Origin of the sequence: Marinomonas sp. A3A (assembly GCF_018336955.1) — a bacterium.
Classification (GTDB): domain Bacteria; phylum Pseudomonadota; class Gammaproteobacteria; order Pseudomonadales; family Marinomonadaceae; genus Marinomonas; species Marinomonas lutimaris.
On record NZ_CP025532.1, the window covers coordinates 4261995 to 4277567 of the forward strand.

General features: G+C 43.6%; 11 protein-coding genes, 1 rRNA gene and 1 other annotated feature. Of the genes, 3 read left to right on the plus strand and 9 right to left on the minus strand.

The features are described 5' to 3' along the window. Positions 1-7: 7 nt before the first annotated feature. The 7 genes from CYL31_RS19925 to CYL31_RS19955 all read right to left on the minus strand — a co-directional run bounded on the left by CYL31_RS19925 (position 8) and on the right by CYL31_RS19955 (position 8479). Entirely contained in the window at positions 8-895 is an 888-nt protein-coding gene (locus CYL31_RS19925) for an AEC family transporter (protein ID WP_212916872.1), read from the minus strand. Positions 896-1004: 109 nt separating this feature from the next. Then, a complete protein-coding gene (locus tag CYL31_RS19930) occupies positions 1005-1982 on the minus strand; it encodes a substrate-binding domain-containing protein (protein WP_212916873.1) in 978 nt (325 codons plus the stop codon). A 67-nt stretch (positions 1983-2049) separates the two neighbouring features. Continuing rightward, positions 2050-2847, minus strand: coding sequence for an ATP-binding cassette domain-containing protein (locus tag CYL31_RS19935; protein ID WP_212916874.1), 798 nt, complete (start codon positions 2845-2847; stop codon positions 2050-2052). Then, positions 2847-3929, minus strand: a complete 1083-nt coding sequence (locus tag CYL31_RS19940; RefSeq protein WP_212916875.1) for an ABC transporter permease — start codon at positions 3927-3929, stop codon at positions 2847-2849. The genes CYL31_RS19935 and CYL31_RS19940 overlap by 1 nt, the downstream gene beginning before the upstream one ends. 115 nt (positions 3930-4044) lie before the next feature. Further along, positions 4045-5076, minus strand: coding sequence for a sugar ABC transporter substrate-binding protein (locus CYL31_RS19945; protein WP_212916876.1), 1032 nt, complete (start codon positions 5074-5076; stop codon positions 4045-4047). A gap of 154 nt (positions 5077-5230) precedes the next feature. Next, the gene (locus CYL31_RS19950; RefSeq protein WP_212916877.1) at positions 5231-7744 is read right to left on the minus strand and encodes a PAS-domain containing protein; all 2514 of its coding nucleotides are present in this window, start codon (positions 7742-7744) and stop codon (positions 5231-5233) included. After that, positions 7745-8479 carry a response regulator gene (locus CYL31_RS19955; protein WP_212916878.1) on the minus strand — a complete coding sequence of 245 codons (735 nt, stop codon included), beginning with the start codon at positions 8477-8479 and terminating at the stop codon, positions 7745-7747. A gap of 113 nt (positions 8480-8592) precedes the next feature. Here CYL31_RS19955 and CYL31_RS19960 point away from each other — a divergent pair, with 113 nt between their 5' ends. Further along, entirely contained in the window at positions 8593-8889 is a 297-nt protein-coding gene (locus tag CYL31_RS19960; RefSeq protein ID WP_212916879.1) for a 2Fe-2S iron-sulfur cluster-binding protein, read from the plus strand. A 47-nt stretch (positions 8890-8936) separates the two neighbouring features. Next, a complete protein-coding gene (gene hrpB, locus CYL31_RS19965) occupies positions 8937-11465 on the plus strand; it encodes an ATP-dependent helicase HrpB (protein WP_212916880.1) in 2529 nt (842 codons plus the stop codon). On the opposite strand, the gene CYL31_RS19970 is transcribed toward hrpB, so the two are convergent. After that, positions 11451-12452, minus strand: coding sequence for a phosphotransferase (locus tag CYL31_RS19970; protein WP_212916881.1), 1002 nt, complete (start codon positions 12450-12452; stop codon positions 11451-11453). The two genes, hrpB and CYL31_RS19970, sit on opposite strands and share 15 nt — an antisense overlap. Positions 12453-12599: 147 nt before the next feature. On the opposite strand from CYL31_RS19970, the gene CYL31_RS19975 reads away from it, so the two are divergent. Then, the gene (locus CYL31_RS19975) at positions 12600-14093 is read left to right on the plus strand and encodes an AAA family ATPase (RefSeq protein ID WP_212916882.1); all 1494 of its coding nucleotides are present in this window, start codon (positions 12600-12602) and stop codon (positions 14091-14093) included. An 881-nt stretch (positions 14094-14974) separates the two neighbouring features. On the opposite strand, the gene rrf is transcribed toward CYL31_RS19975, so the two are convergent. Further along, positions 14975-15089, minus strand: a 5S ribosomal RNA gene (gene rrf / locus CYL31_RS19980). Positions 15090-15306: 217 nt separating this feature from the next. After that, positions 15307-15571 (minus strand) — a sequence feature (23S ribosomal RNA rRNA prediction is too short). Positions 15572-15573: the final 2 nt, after the last annotated feature.

The window sequence follows — 15573 nt, forward strand, 5'->3', positions numbered from 1 at the left end:
TACGGATTTATAGAACATAAAACAACACGCAGGGCACAATCCCCACACTCATCAAATTACTAATCAATACAATCGACGCCACTTTATGGGGCTCTTGCTGATACAACTCGGCCACCATGTAATTCAGCACGGCTGGCGGCAAACAAGCAAAGATCAATAAGTAGGCAAAATTTTCTGCCGACATGCCAACGGTATAATACCAAATAACAGCAATAACTAGACCGCTTAATGGACATAAAAAACCACTGATAACGCCAAGTTTCCACTCACTAAAGTCCACATTCGTCATGCGAACACCGAGCGCAAATAGCATCAGAGGAATCGCAATCTGCCCCATCATATCAACAGATACTTTTATTGCAGGGATGACCGTCCAGCCTTGTAAACTCCAAATTAAACCCAGTACCGTCGCAATGATCATCGGCATTTTCAGCACATTGAGAAGATTAGTTTTTGGATTGAGCAAATACATACCGACGGTAAAATGCAGTAAGTTTTCGGTAAGAAACAGTACAACAGCAATAGGCAAAGCGGATTCACCAAACGCAAGCACTATCAATGGAATACCTAAGTTACCACTGTTATTAAACATCATCGGCGGAACCAGCGTCTTCGGCGAGATTTTTAGCCATTTACAAAGCGGCCAAACCAACAGCCCAGAGCCTAATACAACGACCGTCGCAGCAATGATCAAATCGATATATTGAGCAATATGAAACTCTTTAGACGCCATAACCGAAAAAATCAGTGCAGGACAAAATACACTGATATTAAGACGATTCGCCACCGTCATGTCGGTAGGTCGAACACGGGCATATAAAAACGCCACCAGCACTATACTAGCCAGAGGAAAAACCGTATTGAAAATTTGTGAGAATAACGTCGATGTATCCATTAACAGCCTCTTTGAAGAAGGCCGATAGCTTAACGGTCTTGTAGTAAAAGACCAAGATAGGAATTAACGTTCGAGAACTTTTCTCGATGATGAAAGCAAAAAAGCTGTATTAGTTTTTCTCAATCAACATGGAAGGGATCAAAATAAAACGCTGTACAACCTCTTTGCCTTTTAATAAATCCATGCCAATTTCGATGGCTTTTTCGGCCATTGGAATAGGACGCTGAACAGCAGTAGCAATCCAAGGATTATCCTTTTGCTTAATAATCTCAGTCGCAAATGGAGCACCATCAATCGAAGCCAGCAAGAACTCGTTACGATCAGCTTGTTGCGCCGCTCGCAAGGCTCCAAAAGCCGTTGGATCATTAATAGTAAAGACTGCATCAATATGATCATACTCTTCCATCAGATACGTCATGGCTTCCATCCCGCCTTCTACACTACCAGTACCATTCATTCGATCGCTTAACAGCGTAATATTGGGGTATTTATTTAATGCCGATTTACAGCCAGCAACACGTTCTATAACGGACGACACTAAGACGCCATTAATAATGACAAAGTTACCTTGGTAACCGATTTTCTCTGCCAGTTTTTCACATGCTATCGCGCCAGCCTGTACATTGTCTGTGGTAATGGTTGCGTCTGCACCTTGGGCATTCACATCCACAGCAATCACTTTAATGCCTGCTCGCTGAGCCTTGGCGACGACGGCTGCCACTTTATATTCATCCGCTGCGGTTAATACGATTAAATCAACTTTTTGCTCGATGAATTCATTGATTTGCCCTATTTGCCGCTGCCAGTCATAAGCGTCTGAACGAATCAGCATTTTAACAGGCTCACCAGCCAACTCTTCCGCTTTTGATGAAACAGTATCCACTAGCTGAACAAAATAAGGGTTACCTAAATCAGCAACGCTAATACCAATAGATTTAAGTGGTTGAGGCTCTGAGGATTGAGAAGCCAAAGGAGAAAGTGAAACAGCGATAATCGAAACAGCCAATAGACTTGGCATTAGGCGATGAGCCTTCCAAAGCTGTCGAGCTTTATGAAAACGCGACATTGACTGTTTAATTAGGCTCATTTTGTTTCCCCTGATGAAAGGCCGCTATTTTGCCCTACCTGATGGCAGATAAAAATAGCGACTTGGCTTAGGCTGCTTCTTCCTCGGAACTACCAAGATCCATCGCGCCCGTCATAATAGCAACGGCATCAGACATGGTATGAGACTGAGGAGTAACAATCGCAGCTCGCTTACCCAAACGATGAATATGGATACGATCCGCAACTTCGAACACATGTGGCATATTATGACTGATCAATATAATAGGTAATCCACGATCACGAACCTCTTTAATTAAGTTCAACACACGACGTGATTCTTTAACACCAAGTGCAGCAGTTGGCTCATCCATGATTACTACTTTGCTACCAAACAAAGCCGAACGAGCAACTGCCACGCCTTGACGCTGACCACCCGAAAGAGACTCAACCGCTTGACTGATATTTTGAATCGTCATTAAGCCTAGCTCGGTCATTTTATCCTTCGCGCGGCGCTCCATCTCCTTCTTGTCCAACATACGAAAAACAGAACCTAAAATGCCAGGTTTCAATAACTCTCTACCTAAAAACAAGTTGTCCGCAATATTTAACGCGGGTGATACGGCCAAGTTCTGATAAACCGTTTCGATGCCTAGTGCACGCGCTTCCATTGGCGAAGAAAAATGCACTGGTTTGCCGTCTAACAAGATTTCACCTTCATCAGGAATAAGTGCGCCAGACAAAGCTTTGATCAAGGAGGATTTACCTGCGCCGTTATCACCAATCACCGCTAATATCTCACCGGGATACAGTTCAAAGTCGGCATGATCAATCGCGGTCACACTGCCATAACGTTTTACCAAATTCTTTGTTTGTAACACGGGTGTTTTATCGTATTGAGCTGCCATTATGCTGTCCCTCTTCGGATCCACTGATCTACACCAACGGCGACAATAATCAAAATACCGACGGTGAACTCTTGCCATAACACATCGACACCAGCGAGTGCTAAACCATTACGAAATACGCCTACAACCAAGGCGCCTATTAAGGTGCCGTAAATAGAACCTCGACCACCAAACAAACTACAACCACCAATTACAACGGCAGTAATACTGTCCAAGTTTGTGGTGTAACCCGCTTGAGGGCTCACAGAACCGATACGACCAATCAATACCCACGCACCCAGCGCACATACCACACCAGCCAAAATATAAACGGAAAGCAAAATACGATCAGTACGGATACCCGCTAGCTTTGCCGCCGCTGGATCATCGCCAGTGGCATAAACGTGACGCCCCCACGGAGTCCAATTAAGCGCATACCAGATCACAAAGAAGATCCCCAACATCAACAAAGAACCATAAGTTAATCTGGCACCAAAGACGTTGATGGTTTCACCTAACCACTGCAACAAAGGTGCAGCAGCACTGATATCTTGAGAACGAATGGTTTCACTTTTTGAATACCACAAGTTAAGAGCAAAAAAGACGTTCCACGAACCTAATGTTGCGATGAAAGGCGGCAACTTCATACGTGTAATCAGCAAGCCATTAATAAAGCCAGCAATCGCGCCTACGCCGATACCAATCAACAAGGCAAGCCAAGCGTCGAAGCCATAATCCATTGCCATACGGCCCATTACTACGGACGCTAACACCATGATGGCACCCACGGATAAGTCTATACCCGCGGTTAAAATAATTAAGGTCTGAGCAACACCAATCACGCCGATAATGGTGACCTGCTGCAGGATTAAAGACAAGTTAAATGGGTGTAAAAAACGCCCACCAACAATCATACTAAATCCGATAATAGCCAAGATGAGTACAATACTTGGTGCTGCGATTGGATACTGATGAAGAAACTTTTGGAAGCGCTGCACAAAGGTTTCTTTACGCTCAAATTGCGCCACATAAGACTGAGCTTGATCTGCGACTTTATCGTGATCGAGAACCGCTGTGGACGGTTTTGTGTTGGTAGAACTCATAGACTACTCCAGATAAGACAAGAAACATTGCTCCGGACAGAAAAAGGGCCGCTAGCCAAAACTTGACTAACGGCAAATAAGGGCACCTTCACACCCATCTATCACAAGAGATTGATTAGCCCCAGCACATGCTCAAACCAGTTTTAGAGCTAACAGAGTTAACGCCTTTCACTGGTTCGTCAGTAATTAACTGAACGCCTGTATCGAAGAAATCTAGACCATTTGACGCGGAAGGACGTGAGCCAGATTTCGCAAACTCAACAATCGCAGTAACGCCTTCTGAGGCCATTTTAAGAGGGAATTGCATAGAAGTAGCGCCGATCACGCCATCTTTGATATTGCGCACACCTGGACAACCGCCATCAACGGAAACAATCAATACGTCTTTTTCAAGTCCAAACGATTTTAATGCTTCATACGCACCAGCCGCAGCGGGTTCGTTAATGGTGTAGACCAAGTTAATTTCTGGGTCTTTTTGAAGTAGGTTTTCCATCGCACGACGGCCACCTTCTTCAGAACCTTGAGTCACATCGTTACCAACAATACGTGGATCTGTCTCATCCCCCATACGATTGGCATTTTTAAGATCGATACCAAAGCCTTTCAAGAAACCTTGGTCACGTGCGACATCTACTGTTACTTGGCTGGTACTTAAATCAAGTAAGGCAATTTTGGCATCTTTGGCTTTGTCGCCCATTTTCGCTTTTGCCCACATACCAATCATTTCGCCGGCTTTAAAGTTATCCGTCGCAAACGTCATATCGGCTGCACTAGCAGGGCTAAGGGCGGTATCTAACGCAATAACAAGCAAACCTGCATCACGTGCTTTTTGAATAGTTGGAACTATAGCTGCGGTATCGCTAGGTGTAATAAGAATACCTTTAGCACCAGCGGCAATTAGGTTTTCGATTGCTTGAACCTGAGTTTCGTTGTCGCCATCGTAGCGACCCGCAAAGGTACGCAATTCAACACCAAGCTCAGTAGCTTTTTGCTGCGCGCCTTCTTTCATTTTTACGAAAAATGGGTTGGTATTGGTCTTGGTGATAAGACCGATGATTGGGGTTTCCGCCATAGCCACGGTAGAAAGTGTGCCAGCAGCCACTAGGCAAGCTAATTTTTTGTACGGAATACGATGCATGAATTTCATTGTTTTTATAACTCCAATTTTTGTTTTTATTATTGGCAGCGATGCCATTCAAAAACAGATCCAGCCCCGACTCTGCTTTGATAAAACACTATGAAGATAAAAAACTAATGAATAATTTCATCATTTAATCTTTTTTTGTAATATTTGTAACATTTCAATATTCGACCTGAAATATTCCACTTAACTCCTTGATAGTAAAAGGTTTTGAAATGAATAAATCGTCATCTTTTAATTGATATTTTTGTTTCAATTCGTCTCTAGGCAAACCGGACATCAGCAATATTGGTCCGGTAAAGCCAAACGAATCGGAATTCAGGCTGTGCGCCAGCTCGACACCACTCATGGTTCCGGCTAGGTTTACGTCCGAGACAATGGCATCCGGGACAATCGCTTTGCACAAGGCATTCATTACTGATTCTGCACAATCAAAGGTTTGTACCATAAAACCCATTTTTTCCAATTGCTCGCGCATCACTCGACATACTTCTTCGTCGTCTTCCACCAGCCATACCAAGCTAAACTCGGGTAAAACAATAATGTCTTGTTGTGTTTCTTTCTCTTCAGATAACATCGTAATCGGGGCCATTTGTTGAGGTAAGAACAGACAAACACGTGTCCACTTACCTTTTTCAGAGGTCACTTTGATTTCACCGCCGCTTTGCTTCACAAAGCCATAAATCATACTCAAGCCCAAACCGCTGCCCTTGCCAACTGGCTTAGTGGTAAAGAAAGGTTCAAAGATGCGACCAATAACCTCTTCCGCAATACCTTCGCCAGAGTCTTCTACGCGTATACGAATAGCTGGAACATCACTGTCTGGCAAAGTACACAGCTTGGTTGAAAAGGCCAAACGGCCACCGTCAGGCATAGCACTGGCGCTATTCAAGGATAAATTCAATAAGGCATTTTCTAGCTGGGACGGATCAATCAGACTCACCACATCAGGACATTGTAAATCACTCTCGACAACAATATGCGAGCCAACGCTGTATTCAACCAAATCCAGCATACCTTCGATCAAGTCATCTATTGCAATCGACACTGGGAAAAGCTGCTGACGACGACTAAAAGCCAATAAACGCTGCACTAGGTTGCTACTTTTTTCCGAAACAACAAGTGCTCGCTCTATGTAACGGGCTTGATCGGTAGTCTGTGGACGCGAGTCAGACAGCATTTGTAGATTCCCCATGATCGCTGCCAAGAGATTATTAAAGTCATGGGCAACGCCACCAGTCAGTTGCCCTAACATCTCCATTTTTTGCGCCTGACGTAACTGACTTTCAACACTCTTACGCTCAGTTAAATCCGTATATAAGGTAACAAAACCACCTTCAGGCATCGGCTTGGAACGAAACTCGATAATTTTTCCCGAATCAAAATGGCGCTCGAAACTTTGAAAACGTAAATGACGAGAAACGTTCACTTCTTCCATATGAACTTGCTGGTTTTCTAGGTTAAGGTTTTTATGCTGCCCTTGATTAATCAAGCTTTGCACTTCATCAATTGACATGCCGACACTCAAGTCATCGTCCGATAAATCAAACAATTTCTGATAACCCGAGTTCCAAGCAATCAAGGTACCTTTTGAGGAAAACACACTCAGACCGTCATTCATATTATCGAAAATGGTTTCGAGCAAGCGTTTTTGTTCCGACAATTCGGCTGTGACTTCCAAACGTCTTAAGGCATCACGGCGAAATACCTCAAACGTGTCGGCCAACGTACCGATTTCATCCTTGCGACGTATTCCCGTGTGTTTTGAATCAACGCGACCTAAGGAAAGCTGTTCCATGTCGTTGGTGACTACGCCTAAATCTTTGGTCATGCGCTGGCTGTACCAATACAAGCGTGTCAAACCCAACAACAGAAACACAGAAATGCCAATAATCCAGTTTTGACCACGAGCAACAAAGGTCGACACTTCCTGACGCTGACGACTCACCTTCTTTTGCAATCCGCCCACAAAGTCGCTAACTTGTTTGCTCAATTGTTCTGATTTGGCGCGAATGGAAATCAGTAAATAGTTTTTACGCTCTTGGATTTGGTTCAAGCGCCGATGCGCCATCAGTAAGTCTTCCGCAATGCTCGCAACCTGCTCGTTTTGCTCTGATAACTTTAAGCTTTTCAACATGCTCTCAGGCACTAGGCTTGGCGATTCTAATAATTGCAGCAACCACACTAAACCCTGCTGGCTGTTTACGCTGGCAGCAGCATCATCATTAAGAGGCAATTGACGAATACGAAATTGCTGAGCCAAGCTGTCTTCGCGTAAATACAGCTCTTCTCGCACCAAAGCGACAAGCTCTTCAAGCGTGGTTTGTAGATCGTCTAATCGCTCGTCGATATCACGTTGAAAAACAGAATCCGTCAAACTGTCTGCAACACCGCGAAGTTCAAGAATACGTCGATGAATACGTTCAGATTCGGTTTGTAATTGAAACGGACGCCCAGAGCCTGCTGTATAAGGCGCGATAGCGGCCAACTGAGCAACACCCTCGGCTAAAGTTAAAGAGGTGCTAATTTCGGGTAAGGTTTCCGATTCGAATTCGGATAAAGAGGCCTCACTAACGCGCATAGATTGCCAGCCGATTCCCACCATAAAAAAAGCCACCAAGCTAATCGCTAAGATAGACAAAGAGGCTTTTTGACGGATACTGGTAAAGCGCATCTAATTAATCCGCACAGGGCCTTGAAAAAAGTAACCAAGCCCGCGTTGAGTCTTGATGAACTCTGGCGTTTTGGGATTTGTCTCTATTTTTCGTCTTAGGCGAAGGATCAATACATCAACGGTTCGATCAAATACCTCGGTTTCTAAACCTCGACTTTGCTCTATTAGTTGTTCACGAGAAAAAATACGATCAGGATGACGGGCTAACACTTCCAACAGAGAAAACTCACCTAAGGTTAAGGTGACCAGCTTGCCACTTGGATCGTGTAAAAGTCGCGCGGTTAGATCCAAGGTCCAGCTGCCGAATTTTAAACAGTCATGATCTTGATTAATCGTATTTCCCGTTGTCGGTGGTATTTGATAAGAGCGACGCAACAAAGCATGAATTCGCGCTGTGAGTTCACGCAAATTAAACGGTTTCATCATGTAATCATCGGCGGCTAACTCCAAGCCCAAAATACGATCTGTTTCATCACCTTTACCGGTTAGCATCATGATTGGCATCACAAAACGCTCACGAATATCACGAGCTAGATTCAAACCATCTTCTTCTCGAAGATATAAATCCATCAGCACCAAATCAACAGGTTCAGCGTCTAAGTGAAGCCACATCTGAGTACCATTTTCCGCTTCCAATACTTTGTAACCCTTTTGCGATAAGGCATCACAAAGCAACTGACGAATATCTTGATCGTCATCCACTACCAATAAGGTTTTTTTATGTTGTTCTGTCATTGTCTGGGTTGGAATCCATTATCGTTGTTATTAGAAGCTAGAGAAGCAGCTATTATTGGGCTATTAATATCATGTTAAAGTTAATAGACAATTAACAAAAGGAAAAGCTTCTCGTGACGTCGAAACTCATCCAGCTGACTTTCTTAGATCCTGAGCAATCCATTCTAGTCGAGCAGGATGAAATCGTCCTGACCGCGTTAGTATCTGCAGGTATCCCGATCAAGCAAGCATGTACGAATGGAGTTTGCGGTGTTTGTCTGACACCCTTGCTATCCGGTGAAATTGATTACGCTAATCGACAACCTCACGGCTTAAACGAAAAAGAAAAGCAAAATGGTTATTTCTTGCCTTGCATCGCCACTTGTAAAACCGATATATCCATCGACAGGCCTAAAGTGAGACTGCGCTAACAGCCTAAAAACGTTATCATGGACGCAGCGAATTAATGAGCCCTCTTATGTCCAGCGAACTGCCAATTTACCAACTGATTCCCCAGCTAAAACATCAACTATTGCATCACCACGAAGCGATATTAGAAGCGGCTCCGGGTGCTGGTAAAACCACGGTAGTACCGATTGCCTTAATGGATGAAGTTTGGCTTAAAAGCCGCAAGATCATCATGTTAGAACCAAGACGCTTAGCAGCCAAAGCCGCGGCAAAGCGCCTTGCAGATACTTTGAAAGAACCGCTTGGACAACGCATTGGTTATCGCATTCGCCATGAAGGAAAAGAAAGCCCACAGACGAAAGTATTGGTTGTCACCGAAGGCGTGTTAACCCGCATGTTGCATGACGATCCAAGTTTAGATGACATTGCCTTGGTCATCTTTGATGAATTCCACGAGCGCAACCTGCATTCGGATTTAGCCTTTGCCTTGTGCCTACAAGCACGAGAACTGTATCGCGACGAAGACCCACTCAAACTCTTGGTCATGTCCGCGACACTAGATACTGAAGCACTCGAAACACGACTTGGCTGTCCGACGCTCACCAGCCAAGGTCGAAGCTTTCCTATCACTACGCATTACAGTAATAAATCACTCAAGGCATTTCAAATCACCGACGAAGTTGTGCGTCTCACTTGCCAAGCCTTTTACGAAGAGTCTGGCAGCCTATTAGTTTTCCTGCCAGGCCAAAAAGAAATTCGTCAGGCGGCAAGCCAGCTTCAACAACGCTTAGGTCATGAGCCTCATTTGAGCATTTTGCCTTTGTATGGCGAATTAAGCTTAAAAGAACAAGAAGCGGTGATTGAACCCACTATCGCACCCAATCGAAAAATTGTACTCGCCACCGCTATTGCGCAAACCAGCTTAACTATTGATGGCATTCGTGTGGTAATCGACAGCGGCCTAAGTCGCGAAGCTCGCTTTGATGCCAGTACCGCCACCACACGATTACATACTCGTCGCGCAACGCAAGCAGAAACTATTCAACGAATGGGGCGAGCTGGACGCACCGAGGAAGGCATTTGTTATCGTTGGTGGAGTGAAGGTCAGCAACATCAGCTCGCGCCACAGGCTCAGCCCCAGATAGAAATCAGTGACCTCAGTAGTTTGGTGATGGATTTAGCAAAATGGGGCGTACAAGAACGCCTTGAATTAGATTGGATTACGCCGCCACCGAACAGCCACTGGCAACAATCGATCAACTTGCTAACCAACTTGCAAGCTCTTGAACAGAATCAAACGTCGCAACCTTCCTTAGTATTAAGCGCACTCGGTGAGCAAATGAGTAGCCTCGGTATTGAACCTAGACTTGCTCGATTATTATTGGATGGCAAACAAAACCACAACAGCGATTCAGCCAGCGCCATCTGCACTATTTTGTCGGAAGGCGATCCGTTTGCGAATTATCATAGCGATTTGTCTGATCGATTAAATTGGTTAGCAGGCCACAATCAGGCGCAGAGCAAACGCCCGAGACAGAACTATTTAAACGCTCAACAACAGTGGCACAGACGCAGTCAGCAGATCAGTATTCAACAAGCTTCATTAGATAATAAAAACGATATTGCCTTTTTACTGATTCGAGCTTTTGCGGATAGAGTTGCTCAACGCGTTGGACAAGATCATGACAAAACGCGTTACAAACTAGCGAATGGGCGAATGGCAAGCCTGTCGTCTCTTGATCCTTGCGCACAAAGTGAGTGGCTTATTGCACTGGATATCGGCGGCCATCATGGTCAAGAAGAGGATCGTATTTTCCTCGCTTACCCAATTCAGCTCGCCATGCTAACGCAAGACTTTGCGGACTTACTTAGTATTAAGAATCATCTCGCGTGGTCAAAAAAAGACGCGCGTTTATTAAGTGAATCACAACGCTGGATAGGCAAACTTTGTATTGATAAGCAAAAGCTCAGCAAACCTTCTGAAGCCGACATCTGCCAAGCGATTTGCCAATATATTCGCCAAGAAGGTCTTTCCGTTCTACCTTGGAACGAATCCAGTGATCAACTACGAGCGCGTATGCAATTCGCCTTTATTCACGATAAGCAAAACCTCTGGCCAGATTGTTCTGACGACGCCTTATTAAATGAGCTAGAAGAATGGCTCGGACCTTATCTTGGCAAAGTGACCAATCAACAAGCCATGAGCAAGCTCGCACTAAACGATATATTGTTAAGTAGATTAGATTGGAACCTACAGCAATTTCTTAATCGAAAAGTGCCCGCTCGAATAACTGTGCCATCTGGGTCGAGTCATGCGATTGATTACTGTGAGCAACAGCCAACCCTAAGAGTGAAACTTCAAGAAATGTTTGGCTACACAAATAGCCCAACCGTGCTCAATCAAATCGTACGTATAGAACTGCTCTCACCGGGACAGCGACCGCTTGCGGTAACACAAGATTTGGCTTTCTTTTGGCGTGAAGCTTACCCAGAAGTACGTAAAGAAATGCGGGGGAGATATCCGAAACATCCTTGGCCAGAAGATCCTATAAGTGCACAAGCCACCGCGAAAACCAACCGAGCCCTAAGATCCTCTTAATTGACTTAGCGCTTGCTCGGTGATTTTCTGGCTAAAAGGAATGTTCTTAGGATGAGTTGGTGACCAACCCATAATAAAGCGATGAAAATCTGCCCAAGCGATAGGGAACAGATATTGCCACTCTTCAATAATCTCTTGAGCAAAAGCCTGTGATTCCCCTTGCGCCATTAACTCACGCCCTAATTCAGAGAAATAATGCTCCAGTAGATAATCTATATTTTCTGTCAATTCAGATTCAGACAATGCACTCCCCAAAAGATACGCCACATCCTGAACACCAACGCCACCACCGACATATTGAAAGTCCACAGCAGCCACCTGATTATTGAGAGGGGAAAAACAAAAATTCGCCACTTTAGCATCGCCATGGACAATGGTTTTAAAGCGCGCGTTATCCAAACATTTTGCCAATTCAGACGCTGCAGATTTTAACTCTCCCTCAGCCATAACAGACCACTCATCTTGTCGAGTATCAAGGTGCCAATAGGTCCCTTTAGTCCATAAGTCATGAGGCCAGTTCAAAGGAGGATTTTGATAAATAAAACCCGCATGAAACGCGGCGAGCCAATTAATACAAGAAATTAAATAATCGCTATTATTACCATTGTATCGATCTGAATAACCTGCAGCGTCTAAATCTTCTAATAAGGTTAACCGCTGCCCCGTGCGTTCATCATAAAAATTGCCATAACACAGTGCGATACGGGCAGATATGTGGCAACGTGGTGCCCAATTTAAATACCAGCTCTGTTCTATTTCATACGAACGAATTTTACGTTGATGGCCGTGATTAGAATGCCAACCTCTGGGATGGTTAACCTCTAACGGTAATGAATAGTGTTTAGCAATAACAAGAGATAAGGATTCGTTCCCTGTTAATGAATAACGAGCTACTTCTCCATAACCGCTCCATAAAGATTGAATCACTTCTTCACGATTAACGGTACGAGCTTTGCATTGTCGTTTTATAAAAATATCAGGCGTCATAATTTTTTGTTCACAGTGATTATTTACATAAATTAACAAAAGTTAAATGCATTTCAAATCCAGTCACAGTTTTTGTCATGTATATATAACGCTCTCATGATTTAATTTCTAAAAATCATCCTATTATAGAGGAAGTCATTTCTAACCATGGAATCAAACAATAAACTCTCGAATCACAAGCTATTTAATATCGGCGTTAGGCTGGTAAAATTTGCTTGGGTTGTAGAAATACTCGCTGTCAGTATTGGCTTTCTTATTTCGATCATCGTCTCGTTTTCTGTCTATGCAGAACTCGACAAAATGGATCGTACACTTAACTTTGGTGACTACAGTAGCATCTTGGTTGCGGCGTTACCCTTCGTTCTCGTTGCAGTTGTTGAAGCCTCTAAAATCCCTGTCGCCACCGCAATGATGTATGCAAAACATACTTCTTGGCGTATTCTATTTTTTATCGGTTTGTTTTTACTTGCTTCTATTACCTTTGAAACCATGCTAAATGGCTTTGAGCGTAACTTCTCTGGTTTAAACATTGCTATCGATGATAAAAAGAATGCTTCCTTGCTATTACAAGGAAAAATCGATGATTTTGATCGTCGTAAAAAAGACATTGATATTATTGATCCCCAAGTAGTCGATAACAATTACCAAAATGCTATCCAAAACGCGAACGCAGCATACTATCAAACTTTAGAAAAAGAGCGGGAGTACATCAATCGTCAAATAACCAAGCTCAGCTCAGATAACGAAGCAATCCAAGGTTATCAAGCAGAAATTACCGAACTTAATCAAAAAGAACGCGAAATTTATGACGCTTGGGATATAGAAAGAAGTGCTTTACAGAAACGTTTACGCGGCCTATTAAACAGCTATGTAACAGGCTCAGAAAACGATAAAGAAAAACTACAAAGAGAGTTGGATCAACTTAAAGCAGAAATGCAGCAAGAAATGGATGACGCTAATTTCTTTACTCGGCCAACCGTTGAGAAAAAATATCGACAGTTGATCACTGAAAAAGAAAACCGTCTATACACAGTCGCAGATCGCACAATTGGTGATGATGCCCTTGCTAAACAAACCCAAAGTGAACAGCAGCTTCAGGACCAACTACAAGTACTAGGTCAAGATTATCAAAAACGCATCGATTTAGGGCGTCAGCGTATGGCTTATCTAGAAGATCAAATTTTATCTCAAACAAAGGGCCTTGAAGAAAAGCGCAATAGCTATAGAGCAAATTATGATAAAGTTGCCCAGCAAGCCGCTCAAAATAGAAATGGGACAGTTTCACGATCAGCCAACGAAAAAGACTCTCTGCTAGCACAATATGACGAAATTCAAGTAGAAGTGAAAGCTATTGATAATCAAATCTATGGTCTTCAGCAAGAACAAACCTTACTTAAAAATGATATTAACCGCTTGGTTAATTCAAACCAAATTTATCGTCTTGCCGCTTACGTCAGTAATAAAGAGCAAGCAATTGATGTTCCTAAATCAACCGTAGGATTAGTTGCTTTAGTATGGTTTGCTTCGCTAGCCTTTATTAGTGCGGTAACAGGAGTCTTCCTTGCGATTGCAGGCATCTATATGCAACGCATTTATGCAAAAGATGATGAACAAAATCAAATGCCGGAAAGAAGTGCCTAAAAGAACTTATTAAGGACTAGAAGCCCGCTATTTACGCATAACTTCTATACACAAGGCCCAGCTTCGAGCTGGGCTTTTTTGTGCATAAAACCCAAGCTTATCCCCAAGATTATTTAACACATCTTGTCACCTGCCATTAACAATGGCTTCACGTATAAAACCCAAACATGATTAACGCCAGTAGAGGGCGAATTCGCATCTGCAGCTTTGCATGCGATTATAGATTCACAAATTGAAAATACAGAAAAAAGAGAACATGAAGAGATGCAAGATAGATGCGTATGAGAGTGGAATAGATTTTCCGCTGCATCCATGCAGCTTAATTCATCCTGATAAGAGAGACAGAGCCTCCGTCCTGGAGGCGTAGGCAAATCCATTTACCCTCTGTCTAAAAATAATTTAACGAAGATCAACCGCATATGCAAGAAAAAACTGACTCTAAGCAACATGACTATCACCTTGGTATTGGATTCACACAGACGCGTTGAGGCACGAGGCAGGCGCAAGCGAACCGAAGGGCAAAGGGATTTTAAAACAGATGGTGCATTTCCTTGAGACGAAAAAAAGCCCTGACAGCGTTAGCTATCAGGGCCTTCTTAATATAAAGCTTGATGACGATATATTATCACATGCGTGTCTTTGATAAAGAGCCCCACACGTGGGCGAGGTTCTTGGATAGACGCATTTCCTTGAGACGAAAAAAAGCCCTGACAGCGTTAGCTATCAGGGCATTCTTAATATAAAGCTTAACAACGATATATTATCACATGCTTGTCTTTGATAAAGAGCCCCACACGTGGGAGAGGTTCTTGGATGACGTGATTGCTTGAGACGAAAAAAAGCCCTGACAGCGTTAGCTATCAGGGCCTTCTTAATATAAAGCTTGACGACGACCTACTCTCACATGGGATCTCCCACACTACCATCGGCGATGGCGCTTTTCACTTCTGAGTTCGGGATGGGATCAGGTGGTTCAACGCCTCTATGATCGTCAAGCAATTCGTTTTGCGTTTGTTTTGAGGTGCACTGTGTTGTGCGCTGACTTTTNATCGTTAGCTTGTCTCAAAACACGCGAATACGTGCTTGGATCTTTAACAATTCTTTTTTGAAATAGCGATAATCAAGGTCAAACCGATGTTCATCATTGCTGATGCTTTATCGTAATCTGTGTCGTAGTTTTAAAAACCACTTTGGTGTTATATGGTCAAGCCTCACGAGCAATTAGTATTGGTTAGCTCAATGCCTCACAGCACTTACACACCCAACCTATCAACGTCCTAGTCTCGAACGGCTCTTTAGGGGACTTATGTCCCAGTGAGATCTTATCTTAAGGGAGGCTTCCCGCTTAGATGCTTTCAGCGGTTATCCCGTCCGAACATAGCTACCCGGCAATGCCACTGGCGTGACAACCGGAACACCAGAGGTTCGTCCACTCCGGTCCTCTCGTACTAGGAGCAGCTCCTCTCAAATCTCAAACGTC

Bases quoted from the DNA above. Each gene is read 5' to 3' on its own strand.
- CYL31_RS19925 (WP_212916872.1), bottom strand. From the start codon at position 895: ATGGATACATCGACGTTATTCTCACAAATTTTCAATACGGTTTTTCCT.
- CYL31_RS19930 (WP_212916873.1), bottom strand. From the start codon at position 1,982: ATGAGCCTAATTAAACAGTCAATGTCGCGTTTTCATAAAGCTCGACAG.
- CYL31_RS19935 (WP_212916874.1), bottom strand. From the start codon at position 2,847: ATGGCAGCTCAATACGATAAAACACCCGTGTTACAAACAAAGAATTTG.
- CYL31_RS19940 (WP_212916875.1), bottom strand. From the start codon at position 3,929: ATGAGTTCTACCAACACAAAACCGTCCACAGCGGTTCTCGATCACGAT.
- CYL31_RS19945 (WP_212916876.1), bottom strand. From the start codon at position 5,076: ATGAAATTCATGCATCGTATTCCGTACAAAAAATTAGCTTGCCTAGTG.
- CYL31_RS19950 (WP_212916877.1), bottom strand. From the start codon at position 7,744: ATGCGCTTTACCAGTATCCGTCAAAAAGCCTCTTTGTCTATCTTAGCG.
- CYL31_RS19955 (WP_212916878.1), bottom strand. From the start codon at position 8,479: ATGACAGAACAACATAAAAAAACCTTATTGGTAGTGGATGACGATCAA.
- hrpB (WP_212916880.1), top strand. From the start codon at position 8,937: ATGTCCAGCGAACTGCCAATTTACCAACTGATTCCCCAGCTAAAACAT.
- CYL31_RS19970 (WP_212916881.1), bottom strand. From the start codon at position 12,452: ATGACGCCTGATATTTTTATAAAACGACAATGCAAAGCTCGTACCGTT.
- CYL31_RS19975 (WP_212916882.1), top strand. From the start codon at position 12,600: ATGGAATCAAACAATAAACTCTCGAATCACAAGCTATTTAATATCGGC.